This is a genomic window from Paenibacillus glycanilyticus NBRC 16618, from assembly GCF_004000805.1.
GTDB classification, from domain to species: domain Bacteria; phylum Bacillota; class Bacilli; order Paenibacillales; family Paenibacillaceae; genus Pristimantibacillus; species Pristimantibacillus glycanilyticus.
On the sequence record NZ_BILY01000027.1, the window covers coordinates 14,071 to 30,518 of the forward strand.

Here is a 16,448-nt window from a genome sequence, read left to right on the forward strand (position 1 = left end):
TATCCATAATTTAATTGCTATTTATATAATCTTACGCTTGCCTGCCAGAAACGGATTTTCGGAAGAACCGCGGATATCGCGGTCATACTGAACGCGTACATCCTTATCGAGAATGCAGTGCTGAACCAGGCTGTTCTCGCCGATGTCGCCGTTTTGCATAATAATGCTATTGCGGACAACGGCCCCTTTGCGGACATGAACTCCGCGGAACAGAATGCTGTTCTCGACCGTTCCTTCAATTCGGCAGCCGTTAGCGATAAGGGAATCGGTCACTTTGGATGTTCCCAAATAGCGGGCCGGCGGTTCATCCTTGCCTTTCGTGAATACCATGCCCGGCTGGAAGAACAGCTCGCGCCACACGTCGGGGCGAAGCAGGCTCATGTTGCTCTGGTAGAAGCTCGACAGAGTATTCACGACAGCCAGATAACCCTCGTGCAAATAGCCGTAGACGCGAAGCTTATCGATTCTCGAGAAAATCGCGTGGCGGACCAAGTGGTCCTGCCCTTGGGCAAGGGATGTCTCGACGAGTTCCATCAGGAGATCCTTGCGCATTACGTACATTTCCATGGAAGAGATATCGCTGTTCATTCTTCCGTAATGGTCCTGCATAGCCGTGACGCGGCCATCCGGATCCATCTTCATCTTGCGGGCTTTGCCGCCCATCAGATCGGCATCCCGCTTGCACACGACCGTAATATCCGCTTCGCGTTCCTTATGCGCTTCGATAATCGGTTCGAAATCGATGTTGCACACCATATGACTGCGGGCAATTACGACATATTCCAGCGTGGAGCGGTTGAAATAGTCGCGGTGCTGGTAGAAATGATATAAGTCCCCGCGGCTGACTTCCTGAATGTCGTCCGTTGCCGGAGGAAGCAGGAACAAGCCGCTCTGACGGTTATTTAAGTCCCAATGGTCGCCGGAACCGACGTGATCCATGAGGGAACGGTATTTCGTATGTGCGAATACGGCTACTTTATTAATTCCGGAGTTAACCATGCTTGAGAGAATGAAATCGATAAGCCGGTATCTTGCGCCAAACGGCACGGTAGCAAGGCAGCGGTTTTGCGTCAGCCGCTCCATATCGTCGTTTTCGTGAATCAGATTGATAACGCCCATAACTTGATGTTTCATGACGGCTCCACCTCCAGCAGCATCGGTTCATTGGATACAAACTCGCCTACGGCAACAACGGTAATCGCATCATCGTCGGGACTGCCGATGCATACGCCGTCTTCGATTACAGCACCTTCACCAATTATCGCCCGGTAGACGCGGGCTCCTTCGCCAATTTTCACATTCGGCATAATGACCGATTCGCTAACGATACTGTTTTTGCCCGTCGTAACGCCAAAGAACAGAATGGATCGCTCGACATCGCCTTCCACAATGCAGCCTTCCGTCACCATAGAGGAGGATACGCTCGCCCCGCAAGCCACGTATTGGGCCGGACGGTTAGGGCTGACGGAGAAAATTCGCCAATCTTTATCGGCAAGATCAAGCGAAGGCTTATCATCTAATAAATCCATATTGGCTTCCCATAAGCTTTCGATCGTGCCGACATCCTTCCAGTAACCGCGGAAAGCATACGTGCTCAGATGCAAACCGTCTCTCATCATGGAAGGAATTACGTCCTTGCCGAAGTCATGACTGGAATTGCGGCTGGCTTCGTCTTGAATCAAATACTTCTTCAATACCGACCAGGTGAAAATATAGACGCCCATCGAAGCGATATTGCTGGTCGGATTTTTTGGTTTTTCTTCGAAAGCCGTAATCCGGTCTTCGTCATCCACGTGCATGACGCCAAAACGGCTTGCTTCCTTCCACGGCACTTCAATGCCGGCAATCGTAATATCCGCCCCGCTTTTCTTGTGATGCTGCAGCATCAGATCGTAATCCATTTTATAAATATGGTCACCCGAGATGACCAGAACATAGTTTGGGTCATAAGATTCAATAAACGCCATATTTTGATAGATTGCATTTGCCGTTCCTTTATACCATACCCCGCCTTTTTGCTTGACGAATGGAGGCAGAATGGACATGCCGCCATCCCTGCGGTCCAGCCCCCATGGGCTTCCGATGCCCAAATACCGATTCAATTCGAGCGGCTGGTATTGCGTAAGAACCCCAACCGTGTCAATGCCGGAATGCGTGCAATTGCTTAAAGTAAAGTCGATAATGCGGTACTTCCCCCCAAAATAGACAGCCGGCTTCGCCAAATCCTTTGTGAGAACTCCCAGTCGCTTGCCTTCTCCTCCTGCCAGCAGCATTGCAATCATTTCCTTTTTTCGACCCATGACACCAACCCCTTCTTAATGTGGTCTCCGCCCGCAAAGCTGTATAATTGGAAGGATAGAGGGGGGAGATTGATGGAAATGCTTTGGTTATAGCCGTGCCAGCTCACTTTCTCGCTGTCATGCTTCTGTAAACACTGTGAATCGGAACCTCCGAACTGTACCTCATTGCTGTTTAGGATCATGCGATAACAGCCCGGCTGCGGCACGCCTAATCGATAATGGGTATAACCGTTTCTGGAGAAGTTGGCAACCGTAACAGTGAAGCCCTGCTTGCCATAACGAATGAAAGATATGATCGATTGTTCAGCATTATTCACATCAATCCATTGAAATGCGTAAGCGTCCTGATCTCTTTCCCATAGCGACGGTTCATGGGTATAAACCTGGTTCAAAGCTTTGACATAGCCGTGCATCTTGCCGTGAAGATCGTAATCGAGCAGCATCCAATCAAGCGGTTCGCGGTCCTTCCATTCGTCGAACTGTCCCCATTCGCTGCCCATAAACAGCAGCTTCTTGCCCGGATGAGCGATCCAATAGCCGTATAACAAACGTAATTGAGCGAATTTTTCCTCGTAGGTGCCAGGCATCTTGTTCAGCAAGGAACGTTTGCCGTGTACAACCTCGTCATGCGAGAACGGTAAAACGTAGTTTTCAGAGAAAGCGTACAAAAGTGAGAAAGTAAGTAGGTGGTGGTGGTGTGAGCGGTCGGCAGGATCCATCGACATGTATTTGAGCACGTCGTTCATCCAGCCCATATTCCATTTAAAGTTAAATCCCAGCCCGCCTAAGTAGGTAGGTGAGGTGACTGCAGGCCAAGCGGAAGAATCTTCTGCGATCATTAGTGCGTCTGGGTAGTAGTGAAATACGGTTTCGTTAAGCCGTTTCATGAAGCGGAGAGCGTCTAGATTGTCGGTGCCGCCATACTCGTTCCAGGTGAAGAGCTCGGGCGGTTTATCCATGTGGAGATTGATCATGCTGGCGACGGCATCAATCCGAAGACCGTCGAAGTGGAACATTTCCATCCAGTAGATGGCATTGGAGATCAGGAAGCTGATCACTTCGTTTCGTTTGAAATCGAAGGCCAGTGTTCCCCATAAAGGCTTTTCGGCAAGCCGCTCGTCATTTCCTTCAAAGATCGGAGTACCGTCAAAGCGACGCAATCCATGTTCATCCTTGCAGAAGTGACCGGGAACCCAGTCGAGAATAACGCCTATGCCGTACGCGTGGCAGCGGTCGATAAACTTCATCAGCTGCTTAGGCTTGCCGTAACGGCTGGACGGCGCGTAATAACCGGTAATCTGATAACCCCAGGATTGGTCAAAAGGATGTTCATTGATTGGCATCAGCTCGATATGGGTATATCCCATCTTGGCTACGTAAGGAACAAGCTGATCGGCAAGTTCTTCGTAGGTGAGGAAATTCTCCTCCCCTTTCAGCTGCCAGGAGCCGGCGTGCACTTCGTAAAGCGTGAGCGGATTGGAATAAGCGGGCCGCTTATGCCTGGAATCCATCCATTTCTTGTCCCGCCACGGGAATCCGTATAGATCAGACACTACGGAGGCGGTTTGAGGACGCCTTTCGGCGAGGAAAGCGTAAGGATCTGCCTTGAGCAGCCGCTGACCTGTTGAGGTCACAATCTCGTACTTGTAAATAGCGCCTTCGCCAAGTCCCGGTACGAAGAGAACCCAGACCCCTGTCGAAGAAACGCGTTCCATCAACGAACCGGAACCATCCCAGTTGTTATGCTGGCCAACAAGCCGAACCTCCCTGGCGTGCGGAGCCCACACTGCAAACCTGACGCCATCTTTACCGTCCCAGTCCATGACATGTGCGCCCATGAACCGGTAACTGTGGTGAGAGCTGCCTTTGTTGAACAGATACAAATCGCTCATCAGAAGGCCGTATGGTGCCGTTTGAATCATTTCCGACAATCGCCTCCATTTGGTTACAATGGTACCGCAGCGTTAAAGGATTCATTCTCTGGTAAATAGGGAGTTACCTCCATTATACATATTTTAATGAAAATAAACACCCCATTTTCAGAAAATGGATGTAAAGTTACCTTACATCAATTTGTTCATTTTTCTTTAAAACTCGATTGATGTAATAATGCTTGACACACAGTCCTTTCGATACGGCTTGACTTGAACAATTGATCCAGCTGCAATCGACCAGCTTCTTTGTCCTGCGCGGCATAACGGTATTCGGATCGCCATGTCTCATCAGGCGTTGATGGTGCATGGAGCACAGGTCTCTTGCCTTGACCGGTTTGGAGCAATTATCGATCCCGCATGTTTTCATGTTGTCTATTTCCCCCTAAGTTTCAAACCTGCGTTTCCTAATATTACCCGAGAACATAGATTCATACAAAACTCGCTGGTAGCTGAACACCCTATCATTTTGTCATAGAAATGACAGCTTCCGCATGATTGAACCGTTTCATGCCAGCAAGTTTAATTTATTAAACCAAACTGCATTTATTCTTGACGATTTTGTTAAATATAGTAAAGCTATTGTATAGTACAAGCGTAAAGCTTATACTCGATTTTGTGCATTGGCGCGCTTGGAATTAAGGAGGACCAATTTTGATTGCATTTTACCAAATCTTCCAAATACTTGACCAGCCGATGATACTTATCCGAGTATCAAGGGCGTCAACAACGATACATGAAACAAATGAAGCCTTCTGCAGGCTTTCCGGATATAAACAGGAGCAGCTGAAGGGAATGTCGATCGATCTGCTTATAGCCCATTATTTGCCGTGCGACAGCAGCCTGCATTTCACGCAGGAGACAATCTTGACATCCGCCAAACAAGACGAGATTGCCGTGCATCTTGAATTCCGGGCTTTGACTATATCCGATCAGGATGAAGCCAGATACGCGCTGATCATCTTCGGAAACAAGAGCGAACATGCGCGAGAAGAGCCGTTAACGGCAATCAAGCAAGTCTATGACTCTTCCAAACGGCTTAAGATGTGGATGGCCAAGCGGGATATAAGCGCCAACCAGATGGCTGCCGCGACGAATATTTCCTTGCAGACCATCTCCAAGCTTCGAAATGGACATATACAAAAGCCCAACCGGTTAACGGCTGAGCTTATTGCAGGAGAACTGCAGGTTGCAGTCAGCGATATCTGGCCTGAAGTACGTAACGGCCGGTAATCGCTGACTTATTTTTTGGATATGGCCTCCGTAAGGAACGGTGTCGGTTCCGAGAGATAGTACAGATGCAGCTCATGCATGGCGCGGGTGCATGCGGTATAGAACAGCTTGCGCTCGCTCTCCCTGCCATAAACGTCGCTTGAAGCGTTGTACAGAATAACGGCATCAAACTCCACGCCTTTGGCCAAATAAGACGGAATGACGACGGTGCCGTTCTCGAAGGTTACCGTCTCCTTCTCAATCAGCCTCATTCCGGGACAGTTCTGTTCCAATGCCTCATAAGCTGTCAGGCTTTCCTCCGCAGTCTTGCAAATGACCGCAATGGAATTTGCGCCTTCCTCTTGCAGGCGTCGGATTCGCTCCGCAATCATTCCGTGCAGCTCCGATTCATTCGCAACAGCCGTTACCGTCGGCTCGTCACCGTTACGATTAAACGGCACGATTCGACTTCCGCCCTCGATCATCCTGCTCGTAAATTCGACAATCGGTTTTGTCGAACGATAACTGCGAGTCAGCACTATTGTCTCAGTCTCTTCCTTGCTGTAAAGCTCTCCCAGCGGATCGAATCCATTCCCCAAAGCGGCATGCGCGAATATCGATTGGTTCAGGTCGCCGAGCGCCGTCATCTTAGCCATGGGGAAAACTCTCTTCAAATAATAGAACTGGAATGGCGAATAATCCTGCGCTTCATCGATAAACAGATGCCTTACCGATGTGTTGGTCTGGAAGCCTTCAATTAAATCCTTCATATATAAGTAAGGCGTTGCGTCTTCATAAGTAAGTATTCCATGCTTAAGCTGTTCCACGGTAAGCTTGCGGATCGCCTCCCATTCAAGCCGACTTTCTTCGACAAGCCATGGAGCCTGTTCGCTTTCGTATAATCGAAGGTATAAGGTCTGCGTGTCGACAAATCTTAGTTTCTTCACGCGGCTCCGCAAACGTTTGAACCTTTCCTGGACGATCATGGTAGCCAGCACATCTTTTTCGCGGTCAAAATCATCAAAGGAGTCCGAGGTATAGCGCTCCTTGCGGTTTAACTCATTAAACGCATGAATGTATGCTTCTTTATCCAGCAGCTCCATCTCGTCTTCTACCCACTGTTTCTTCCGTTCTTCCTTGCTTAGCCTGGTCAGCTCCTTAAGCAGCCAATCGGCTGTCATCTTGAACCGGTTCGGAATCGTGAAGCTTTTGTCCAAGCTGTAAAAATGCTCTTCGATAGCTTCTGCCGCAATAAGCTTGCGTCCCCGGAACTTGATCGCTTTAAACAATAAACCCGATTCACCAAGCGTATCGACATAACGCTCAATCACTTTCATGAAGGATGCGCCAGATTTATGTCGAATAGAGGCGATGCGCGTTTCGTAATCCGGATCCTCCATGCTTCCAAGCGTATACTCCATCTGAGCAAACGGGTCCTCCAGCGCAAACGATTGCCCAATACGATGCTCGAGGTATTGCTGGTAAGTTGTTTGCTGCATATTCTGTTCGCCAAGCTCCGGAAGAACCGTTGCAACATAGCTGTTAAACATCGGGTTTGGCGAGAACAAGACGATTTGATCGGCTTGCAGCGATCCCCTGTAACGGTATAGCAGATAGGCTACGCGCTGCAGCGCCGCAGAGGTTTTACCGCTTCCGGCCGCACCTTGAACAATCAGAAGCCTTGCGCGTTCATTGCGGATAATCTGGTTTTGTTCCCGCTGAATCGTAGCTACAATGCTCTTCATCTGGGCATCCGAATGCTTGCCAAGCACCTCTTGCAGCAGCTCGTCGCCGATGGTGACACCGGTATCGAACATACCGTCGATTTGCCCGCGGCGAATAACATATTGGCGTTTAAGCGTCATCCGCCCCTCTATCGATCCCGCAGGAGTTACATAGGAAGCCGGGCCCGGCGAATAATCATAGTAGAGACTCGAGACTGGCGCTCGCCAGTCGTAAATCAAATAATTCGACCCGCTTTCATCCAGCATGGAGCCAACTCCAAGATAGATCCGCTCTTCCTCGGAGCTGCCATTTTCTATAAAATCAACGCGCCCGAAGTACGGGGTCTGCTCCAGCTTCCGCAATAGCTTCACCTGCTGCGATGCATGCCTGTGGCTGTGCTCCCGCTCCGCAAGCACCTCAGCCTGCTGCTTCAGGCTCGCAGCGGACTCCGCCGCTTCCGACGCATCCTCGAAATTCAGCGTAACATCGTCCCAGAAATTTTTCCGGATGTCCACGATATCTTCCCGCATACCGCTTGAGTTTTGCAGCAGCTTGCCCAGCTGCTCGCGAATCAGCCGCATCACACGGTCCACTCGCTTCTGCTCCTCGATTCGCTGCTCGTCCTGCATGATTGATCCTCTCCTTCAAGCGTAATTACGCGAAATACGATTAAAAGTTCGTTTACCATTGTAACAAAATCTGCCTGTCAAGGTGAACCGGTTTCTCCATCCTTTGGCGGGAGTATTGATCCCCCGATAACAAGCGATTATAATGTCAAAGGCAGAAAATCTATCATACACCTTGCGATGCCCTGCTGCAAGTTCTGCGCATCGCTTACTTTATTCGAGACCTACAGGGAGGCAATATGTTTAATTTGTGGTTTGGCGCGCTATTTATGCTCGTCCATTTTACCTTATTTCTGATCTCTTACCGGTTATTTGGGCGCGTCGGCATTTACGCCTGGATCGGCATGGCAACCGTACTGGCGAATGTACAGGTAGTCAAAACCGTGGAAATGCCTTTTGATATCGTCATTACGCTTGGCAATACGATGTATGGCACCATTTATCTCGCATCCGATCTGCTTAACGAAAAGTACGGAGAGCGTGCTGCCAAAAAAGCGGTATGGTTCGGCTTCTTTACGCTAATTGCCTCAACGATCATTATGCAGATGGCGCTTGTCTTCCACCCGGACAGCTCCGGGCTTGCCCATGACACCAATGATGCCCTGCACATGATCTTTGGGCTGATGCCGCAAATTGCGCTCGGAAGCTTGTGCGCGTATTTCGTCAGCCAGTTTCTCGACGTGAGGATCTATTCCGTTCTTAAGCGGGTATTCCCGGCTCTCGGACAACTCTGGATCCGCAATAACGGCAGTACGGTTATCAGTCAATTTGTTGATACCCTTATCTTTTGCACCATCGCATTTGCCGGCACGCTGGAAGGAAGCGTATGGGTCTCGGTCTTTCTTTCGACCTATGTCATTAAATTTATCGTATCCCTATGTTCTACTCCGTTCCTGTATGCGGCAAGGCGGTTTACGTTTAAGGAAGAATAGCCTTAATTTTAATGAAACAAGAAAAAGAGCTCCCGGATCAGGGAGCTCTTTTTTGGAGAATTCAATTGGATAATCCAATATCATCAAGCATGATTTTGCCTGGACCGCCAATAAAGCGGAAAGTGATCTGATTGATGGATAAGTCCTTGTTGTCAACCGCCTCGGCAAAATCATTGAGCGGTACCCGGAATGTCTGGAATACCGACTCCGTGTCATGCTTGTACTTCCCGCTTTTAATGGTCTTCTCAAGCCAAGGAATAATGGTGTACGTCGTAACGAACGGCTGCTGAACCGGCATATAGGCACTCAGCGGTAAAATAATGGTATCTCCAGCCGTTGACATTAACTCAATTTGAATCTGGGGCGCGGATTCCTGATGGGCGGGATCCAGCTGCGACGCCAGATTGGCGAGAGAGAAGGTGAACATCCGATTCGCGTCAGCCGCGCTTGCAAGCGAGAATGGCTCAGCTAAAGATAAGGTATAAGAGCTGTCCTCCAGCCACTCCACCTGCGCACCAACCGTTCCTTTATTATTGTGATCCCGGTCCTTCACGTCCAGCTCATCCCAGGATTTCAGATTATCCTCTTCAAGCTTTCCGCCTGCCGGCAGCGTTGTTTTGTTCCGGTCCTCGTCGTATCTTGCAATCGTATCAAAGCTCGAGTCCTCGTATCTGGATACGTAAGCGGTGGAATCAGGCAGCCAGTCGAGGCCGGTGCGGTAATCCTGCAGCAGCGGGATGTATTCCGCCTGATGGCGGAGCGTTGCTTCAAGGAAGGCCGACACATAGACTTGAGCGGCCAGCTGCTGCTCTAAGGGCTCCATCATTCCGCGTTGACTCAGGAAAAGACCGCCCGGAGGACGTTCGTCCATCGTTCCCCACTCGGTATTAAACCGGCTGTGATTCGCCTCGGATAAATAAACGGAAGCTTTCCTATAACCGGAACCCGGAGAAAAGCTAGTCCGAATATATTGCCGGTCTCCGTAAAAGTCATTTACATCTCCGTCTCGAGCCCCTTGCAGGACTAGATAGTTCACATCGGCAAGATTAGCCGACTTGTTATCGATTGCTTTATCCGTGGGTGCGAGGGCAATTACCGTTTGAATATGAACCTGTTCCTTATCGAGACTGTCCAGACTCCGATCGCCGGCAAACCAGGTACCCCGGTCGGCTGCCATTGCTACGGCTTGACCGCCGCGAGAATGCCCGATGAGCGCAATATTGGAAAAATCCACCTTATTATAAAAAGCACTATCCGATTTTTCGCTAAACGCTTGAATCTGTTGAATATGCTTAAGCAGCATCCAAGCTCTGACTTTAAAATCATTATCCGGAATACCCGACCAAGCCGAATAATTCAAGAAATTCTCATCTGCCGAAATAGCGATGTATCCACGGCTAGCAAGCAGCTTGCCCAAATAATCGTAACCGGCATCCGAAAAATCTTCCATCAGATGATTGCCATGCACCATTAGGACGAGTGGAAACGGGCCATCCCCGTCGGGCATCCATACCCGGCCATTTAGCGGCAGCTTTTCTTCGTCAAAGCCCCAGAACCTTTCCTTCATCCAATACCAGTTCTTAATGTAATTGGAAGCATCCACTGATTCGGAGATCAGCTCAACGCCTTTTCCATACTCCTTGCGCTGCTTGTCCGTTCCGCTTCCATACGTGAAAAAACGATAGCTGTAGCTGCCAGGCTCGCTAGGGTTATCGGCGTCGATAGCAGCTACTTCGGAAGCTCCTATCTCCTCCGCCCCGGCGAATACGGCTGCCGCATGCCCGCCGCCGTAAGGCTCTTTCATCCATATAAATACACCGGTCACCGACATGGCGGCAATCACAATGCCGGATATCAACCGTATGCGGCTTCGGCTGAACCAGCCGATCAATACCCCGGCAACAGCGCCTATTATCGTATAGATAACGGCGCATAGAATCGAATTCCAAATCTCGAAATCCGAATAATGCAAAATATAATAGCACTCGAAGCCGACGTAAATCAGAAAACCGGCGAATAAACGCGGTATCGGCACATACAGCAACGATAAGATAATGGAAATAAGCTGGGAAGCGATCAGTAAAGCCACTGCATTCGCAAGCACAAACGCCCCGATGTCGATAGCCGTCCCAAATCCGGTCGGCATGCCTAATGCGACGGTTATGATTGCTGCGGATCCGAATAACAGGAGTCCCGCCGCCCCGGATCGCCAGAGCGGACCATCGTATTCGAGCCGGTTCCCTATTCGGGCGCGAAGCCAACTAAGAAATCTCTTTCTTCGCGGTTCCGGTTCCGGCTGCAAATGCGATTGAACTAATTCGAGTTCCATAGCGACTCCGATTGCTTGACGAATAGCCAGTTCCGGCCGTCACGGCGTTCAATCTCTACCGGAACATCAAAGAAACGGCTCATTCGCTCTGAGGTTAAAACATCGTTAGTCGCTCCCGCAGCAAAAACTTCACCTTGCTTAATCAACAGCGTATGACTGAAACAAGGCAATATTTCTTCCACATGATGCGTGACGTATATAATGGTAGGGCCGTCTTTCGCCACCTTATGAATCATGGACAATAGCTGCTCGCGCGCAAAAACGTCAAGTCCCGTGCATGGCTCGTCCAGGATAAGCAGCTTCGGTTTTGCCATTAATGCCCTTGCGATCAGGACGCGCTGCCGCTCGCCTTGCGACATCGTATCGTAAGTGCGTTCAGCCAAATAAGCGCAGCCCAGACTCGTCAGCAAAGCCAACGCCTGGTCTCGATCGGCTTCATTTGTATGATCGTAAAGACCAATCGTGGCGAACTTTCCGCTTAACACAATTTTAATGGCATTTTCGCTGCCGTACAGCTTTTGCTGAAGCGAGGTACTTACCCAGCCGATGCTTTTGCGCAGCTCGCGTAAATCGTATTCCCCGAATTTTTTGCCAAGCACCGAAAGCTGTCCGCTCGTTGGCCAAATATAGCCGTTAATCATATTGAGAAGTGTTGTTTTCCCGGATCCGTTCAAGCCCAGCAAGCACCAATGCTCGTTTGGCTGAACCTTCCAATTAATATCGCGAAGGACCTGCTTGTCCCCACGTTCCCAGCTAGCCTGCTGAATATCAATAACCATCGGTTGTTCCCTCCCATACATCTATAAATTATAGGTAAAATCGGGCAGAGCGGCAATCCAAAGTTATTGACAGTCCATTAATACTTTTCCGTATGTACGATTGGAGAACATAAAAAAGGCCTGGCAGCAATTGCTGCCAAGGCCAATTCTTCAGGTGACCGCATAATAAAATGGAACGATAACTAATGAAAGCAATACAGCGATAAGACCAATTGCCATCGCCCAGCCCCCAAGCGCCCTTGCTCCCTGACGGAAAGCAATAAAGCCCAGTACGGCTGAAGTGATGCCCAGCACCACCGGCCACAGGAACCAGGATGCTGCCGCAAATACAAGCGCTACCCAGCCAAGGGCTGTTCCCCCGGACTCCACAGCATCTGCCGCTTCTTCGATTTTCTGTTCTCTCGGTACATAGGAGACTGGACTGCCCACAGCGAAATCCGCTGCCATCTCTTCGTGGACGTTGCCCACGTTGTTCTCGTTAGCCCATTCTTCCACTTTACCGCCGTTTAAGTCAGGCATTGCATTTGGCGCAGACACTTCGTATTGCGGATAATCGTTCTTGTGACGATCCGTGATTTTTACGCCTCGTTGATCCATTCCCCGTCACTCCTTCGGTTTAAAAGTGTGGCAGCAGGTAGCGGATGATTCTGTAGCTTGATCCTGATGGTAAAGCCCAAGATCATCAGCTGCGAATTCTTCGTTGAAGTCTGCATGCTGATCAATATCGATGGAAATGGCATCAGCATTGCAATTGTTGCCCTCTTTCCAGAAGGCGCAATTGGACACGCTGCAGGTTACACCTTTCGGCATAAAAAAATCACCTCCGATATCAAGTTTCCCTGATCGAAAGTGATTCATTCCGTCCTATTTTTGCCCCTGCATACGGCGCTGGGTCATGTAATCATTCTCATAATAAGCCAGCTCGTCGCGGAGCTCTTCGTAAATTTTCGAAACGCTCAGGACGATGTTACGCGCTTCGCGGATAGGCTTGAACCGGAAACGGATGGCGTCTTGTCCGGTGTAAGCATAACGGCCGTCTTCCGAATAACATTCATTCTTCGGATAGAAGAAGGCATTCACGCACTGATGATAAACATCGTACAAGGCGCGTTCAGCAAAATCGTTATCGAAATTTGGCCGTCTGAGCAGTACTCCAAGTTTCTCAACCGAGACTTCAGAGAAGACCAACAGATGTCTCAAATCAGACAAGAGGCCTTTGTAGAACGTTTGTGCTTCATCTCCAGTCTCTTCGCCGATTAATTGGTTCAGCGAATACTGGTTAAGAAACGTTTCCAATTGATTAATTGCATCTTTTAACTTTGTACGCGATGTTTCACTAAGCGACTTCGCATTGGTCGATGGCATAGGTAGTTCCCCTTTCTTCTACTACAACAAAAAAACTAAGGCATCAACAACATGATACCACAAATTACATTCGTTTGGTACTGGCGGTTCAGACATTGTTCGGCGCATATTTTCGGCCATGCGATGCGCAACCTATCCATTAGCGTTGCAACTAAGCTGGCAAAGCGATGAAGGGACGAAAGAAACAATGAATGCGAGAAAATGGGTTGGTCTTTGTGCCATTATAGCACTGGTAGCCATTGTTGTACCCGGTACGCGATATATTTTCAATGACCGGAAAGCTCCTGAATCCGAAGTAAGAAATTTCTCGGCGCATCAGGAAAAAACATTGAAAGTGAAAACTTTAAACAAGGATATGGACGCTACCGCTCTTCTCTGTACGACGGAATGCAGCAAGGAATTCCGCAAGCTAATGAACAGCGACACCAAAAAGGGCGTAATGAAGGCGCAGTCGGATAAAGTAGCCCATTTGATGAACATGCATAAGCATATGGTCTACATCAGCTGGATCAACGGAAATCGAAGCGTAGACCGCGGCGCTCTCCCGGACAAAACAGCGGCGCAATATGTGGAAGAAGCCAAGGCTAAGGTAAAAGCCAGCCAGCCTTATCACTCCAAGCCGTTTATGAGCGAAACCGGCAGCCGGTACATGGTGCTTGGAGTGCCTAGCGGGAAAAATAACGGCATTGGTGTCGTAGGCGTCATCAATCAGGATATCGTGATGCAGGTCGAGCGCCATCAAAAACGGAATTTACGGCTTGTTCCTTATCCTGCTGAAGGCAACTACCGAGTCGAATCGGTGGAACCTAATACCAACCGCGAAACGACTGTACGGGATGGCGAAGACAACGGCAATGCCAGCCATTATCATGTCAAGGATGTGGTTGTACATTTCCAGGATAAGCTGACAAACCAGCAATTAGAACAAATCAAACAAAAAATCAATGCCGAGAAAATTCAGCGCGTTGGCGATACCTATGTATTCCGTTCCAAGAACATGGATGCCGATAGAATGGTTCATTATTTCCAAAAATCTTGGAAAACCGAATACGTGGAGCCTCATTATCTGTACCTGACGAATGAAACGGCCGCGTCCGATAACACAGCCGACATCATCACTCCTAACGATGCCCTATATTCCCAATACCAGTGGAATCTGCCTTCCATCGAAACCGAAAAAGGCTGGGGCTTATCCAAAGGCAATGACAAGGTTATCGTTGCTATTCTGGATACCGGCGTCCAAGCCGATCATCCGGATTTGAAGGGCAAGCTGCTCAATGGCACAAACATTGTGGATACAAATGCCGCTCCGAATGACGATGTTGGTCATGGTACCCATGTGGCAGGTATTATTGGCGCAACCGTCAACAATGGCGAAGGTGTTGCGGGCATCTCCTGGTATAACAAAATTATGCCGGTTAAAGTGCTCGACAGCAGCGGCGCAGGCTCTACCTATTCGGTTGCGCAAGGGATCATATGGGCTACCGACCATGGCGCCAAAGTTATTAATATGAGTCTTGGCAACTATGCGCAGGCCGAATTCCTGCATGATGCGATTAAGTATGCCTACGATCATGACGTCGTGATGGTTGCGGCAAGCGGCAATGACAATACCGACCGGCCTGGTTACCCGGCCGCATATCCGGAAGTTTTTGCCGTTGCGGCAACGGATGCGTCGAAAAACAAAGCTTCGTTCTCGAATTTCGGCGATTACATTGACGTAGCAGCGCCTGGCGACAGCATCGCCAGCACTTATCCGGGCAGCCAATATGCGGCGTTGTCTGGCACCTCTATGGCCAGCCCGCACGTAGCGGCATTAGCCGGCTTGATTCGCTCCATTAACCCTGACCTCAACAATGAAGAGGTTATGGACATTATGCGCAAATCGGCTATTGACCTTGGCAACAAGGGTAAAGACAACTATTTCGGCTACGGTCTGATTGACGTCGACAAAGCTCTGAAGGCAGCATCAAACTACACCACTGCCCTGCAGAACTTCCCAAGTCAAACCGAACGTCGCCTGGAAGCGATTAGCCGGCGGTATAGCGCTGGCAGCTAAGAACGGCAGTTCGCTCGGGATGGAAAGTATGAAGCTCACAGCAGATTGCTCGGGATGGAAAGTATGAAGCTCACAGCGGATTGCTCGGGATGGGCAGTATGTTCTTCCTGATTGGAAACATACTTGCCCTTACCCTCGACACCCGCCGTTCAATTTATATATAAAAATGGAAGCATCCTCTGGCTTTTCGCCGAGGATGCTTTTACTTTTAACCTGCTGCTCACCTTGCACGAAATACAGTATAATTAGCTCGTTTAGGCTTGTATTAGGAATTATGTTGTATGAAATACAGTATATTTCGCCAAGCCAGCTATTTTTAAGTCATTGCGCGAAGATATCCTGCATTTATTGCAGTGTATCTCCCCTTCTCTTGTTGCTACCCTGTAATATCCTGTATTTTATGCGACGTAGCCTGGCTGCCATTATGTAATTAGCTATACCTAGCGGTGAAGCCTTGCGAGGCAACCTTCGGTTTGAGGTAAATAAGCGTAAGCTCCCTTGGAATAAGCAAGTGGAGCTTATTTGTTGTCGTGCAGGACAAGGGCTGGCGATAAAGGAGGGAAAGGAGTACTCTTGAGAAGCGAAGCGTCCGCCGTAGACAATAGCGGTCGAAAGAGCTACTCCAGCCCCGACGATCCAACGGCCAACCACCTAAATTTTCCGCAATAAGCAACAAAAAAGCCTCCCGGCGAATGCCAGGAGGCGTAATTTGTTGTCCGTTGCGGAAAGTTTGCCGTAAGCCGGGTTCTGTGCTTCTAGTGGTCATAACGGGAACGACCCTCCCACGGGCGAAGCGACAATCATCTATCTAGGCTGTTTATTGCTAAACAGCTCAAGCAACCAACCCGAACGAGCCTCGGGCTAAGGCTGCAGCTCTAGGCTGCTACGTTCTCTCGGTCTTGCTCCAAGTGGGGTTTACCAGGAATATAGTCACCCATACTCCTCGTGGTCTCTTACACCACGGTTCCACCCTTGCCTGTGCCGGCGTAAACCAGCCATCGGCGGTCCATTTCTGTGGCACTATCCTTCAGCTCGCGCTGACTGGACGTTATCCAGCACCCTGCCCTGTGGAGCCCGGACTTTCCTCTCGCGGCAACAAGGCCGCCAGCGATTGTCTGTCAAACTTTCCGATGCACGAATAAGTATACAGGGTATTTTACAAAACCTCAACCTGTTTTATCGTCCCAAAT

Annotated in this window: 12 protein-coding genes and 1 other RNA gene; 3 read left to right on the forward strand and 10 right to left on the reverse strand. The window is 49.4% G+C overall.

The window, feature by feature from the left end:
* Positions 1–21: 21 nt before the first annotated feature.
* The 3 genes from glgD to glgB are packed head-to-tail and all read right to left on the reverse strand — an operon-like array spanning position 22 to position 4,222.
* Positions 22–1,134, reverse strand: a complete 1,113-nt coding sequence (glgD, locus tag PGL01S_RS20115) for a glucose-1-phosphate adenylyltransferase subunit GlgD (RefSeq protein WP_127496367.1) — start codon at positions 1,132–1,134, stop codon at positions 22–24.
* Entirely contained in the window at positions 1,131–2,300 is a 1,170-nt protein-coding gene (locus PGL01S_RS20120) for a glucose-1-phosphate adenylyltransferase (RefSeq protein WP_127496368.1), read from the reverse strand. The genes glgD and PGL01S_RS20120 overlap by 4 nt, the downstream gene beginning before the upstream one ends.
* Entirely contained in the window at positions 2,279–4,222 is a 1,944-nt protein-coding gene (gene glgB / locus PGL01S_RS20125) for a 1,4-alpha-glucan branching protein GlgB (protein WP_127496369.1), read from the reverse strand. Before glgB ends, PGL01S_RS20120 begins: the two co-directional genes overlap by 22 nt.
* Positions 4,223–4,885: 663 nt before the next feature.
* Here glgB and PGL01S_RS20135 point away from each other — a divergent pair.
* On the forward strand, positions 4,886–5,464 hold the full coding sequence (locus PGL01S_RS20135) for a helix-turn-helix domain-containing protein (RefSeq protein WP_127496371.1): 579 nt from the start codon (positions 4,886–4,888) through the stop codon (positions 5,462–5,464).
* 8 nt (positions 5,465–5,472) lie between these two features.
* Here PGL01S_RS20135 and helD read toward each other — a convergent pair whose 3' ends face one another.
* The gene (gene helD / locus PGL01S_RS20140; protein ID WP_127496372.1) at positions 5,473–7,797 is read right to left on the reverse strand and encodes an RNA polymerase recycling motor HelD; all 2,325 of its coding nucleotides are present in this window, start codon (positions 7,795–7,797) and stop codon (positions 5,473–5,475) included.
* Between the two features lie 236 nt (positions 7,798–8,033).
* Here helD and PGL01S_RS20145 point away from each other — a divergent pair, with 236 nt between their 5' ends.
* Positions 8,034–8,726 (forward strand): queuosine precursor transporter, encoded by a 693-nt coding sequence (locus PGL01S_RS20145; RefSeq protein ID WP_127496373.1) that lies wholly within the window; start codon positions 8,034–8,036, stop codon positions 8,724–8,726.
* 61 nt (positions 8,727–8,787) lie between these two features.
* Here PGL01S_RS20145 and PGL01S_RS20150 read toward each other — a convergent pair whose 3' ends face one another.
* From PGL01S_RS20150 to PGL01S_RS20170, 5 genes are all read right to left on the reverse strand, one after another.
* On the reverse strand, positions 8,788–11,055 hold the full coding sequence (locus tag PGL01S_RS20150) for an alpha/beta hydrolase family protein (protein WP_127496374.1): 2,268 nt from the start codon (positions 11,053–11,055) through the stop codon (positions 8,788–8,790).
* A complete protein-coding gene (locus PGL01S_RS20155) occupies positions 11,040–11,834 on the reverse strand; it encodes an ABC transporter ATP-binding protein (RefSeq protein WP_127496375.1) in 795 nt (264 codons plus the stop codon). Before PGL01S_RS20155 ends, PGL01S_RS20150 begins: the two co-directional genes overlap by 16 nt.
* Before the next feature lie 150 nt (positions 11,835–11,984).
* On the reverse strand, positions 11,985–12,431 hold the full coding sequence (locus tag PGL01S_RS20160; protein WP_127496376.1) for a DUF4190 domain-containing protein: 447 nt from the start codon (positions 12,429–12,431) through the stop codon (positions 11,985–11,987).
* A gap of 6 nt (positions 12,432–12,437) precedes the next feature.
* Positions 12,438–12,644: a DUF1540 domain-containing protein gene (locus PGL01S_RS20165; protein ID WP_127496377.1), complete on the reverse strand. Its 207-nt coding sequence runs from the start codon at positions 12,642–12,644 to the stop codon at positions 12,438–12,440.
* 54 nt (positions 12,645–12,698) lie between these two features.
* The gene (locus PGL01S_RS20170; RefSeq protein WP_127496378.1) at positions 12,699–13,199 is read right to left on the reverse strand and encodes a YpuI family protein; all 501 of its coding nucleotides are present in this window, start codon (positions 13,197–13,199) and stop codon (positions 12,699–12,701) included.
* A 187-nt stretch (positions 13,200–13,386) separates the two neighbouring features.
* On the opposite strand from PGL01S_RS20170, the gene PGL01S_RS20175 reads away from it, so the two are divergent.
* Complete coding sequence (locus tag PGL01S_RS20175) at positions 13,387–15,258, forward strand: S8 family peptidase (protein ID WP_127496379.1); 1,872 nt, start codon at positions 13,387–13,389, stop codon at positions 15,256–15,258.
* A gap of 721 nt (positions 15,259–15,979) precedes the next feature.
* Here PGL01S_RS20175 and rnpB read toward each other — a convergent pair.
* Positions 15,980–16,385: RNase P RNA component class A (gene rnpB, locus PGL01S_RS20180), an RNA gene on the reverse strand.
* Positions 16,386–16,448: the final 63 nt, after the last annotated feature.

Bases quoted from the DNA above. Each gene is read 5' to 3' on its own strand.
- glgD (WP_127496367.1), bottom strand. From the start codon at position 1,134: ATGAAACATCAAGTTATGGGCGTTATCAATCTGATTCACGAAAACGAC.
- PGL01S_RS20120 (WP_127496368.1), bottom strand. From the start codon at position 2,300: ATGGGTCGAAAAAAGGAAATGATTGCAATGCTGCTGGCAGGAGGAGAA.
- glgB (WP_127496369.1), bottom strand. From the start codon at position 4,222: ATGATTCAAACGGCACCATACGGCCTTCTGATGAGCGATTTGTATCTG.
- helD (WP_127496372.1), bottom strand. From the start codon at position 7,797: ATGCAGGACGAGCAGCGAATCGAGGAGCAGAAGCGAGTGGACCGTGTG.
- PGL01S_RS20145 (WP_127496373.1), top strand. From the start codon at position 8,034: ATGTTTAATTTGTGGTTTGGCGCGCTATTTATGCTCGTCCATTTTACC.
- PGL01S_RS20150 (WP_127496374.1), bottom strand. From the start codon at position 11,055: ATGGAACTCGAATTAGTTCAATCGCATTTGCAGCCGGAACCGGAACCG.
- PGL01S_RS20155 (WP_127496375.1), bottom strand. From the start codon at position 11,834: ATGGTTATTGATATTCAGCAGGCTAGCTGGGAACGTGGGGACAAGCAG.
- PGL01S_RS20160 (WP_127496376.1), bottom strand. From the start codon at position 12,431: ATGGATCAACGAGGCGTAAAAATCACGGATCGTCACAAGAACGATTAT.
- PGL01S_RS20165 (WP_127496377.1), bottom strand. From the start codon at position 12,644: ATGCCGAAAGGTGTAACCTGCAGCGTGTCCAATTGCGCCTTCTGGAAA.
- PGL01S_RS20170 (WP_127496378.1), bottom strand. From the start codon at position 13,199: ATGCCATCGACCAATGCGAAGTCGCTTAGTGAAACATCGCGTACAAAG.
- PGL01S_RS20175 (WP_127496379.1), top strand. From the start codon at position 13,387: ATGAATGCGAGAAAATGGGTTGGTCTTTGTGCCATTATAGCACTGGTA.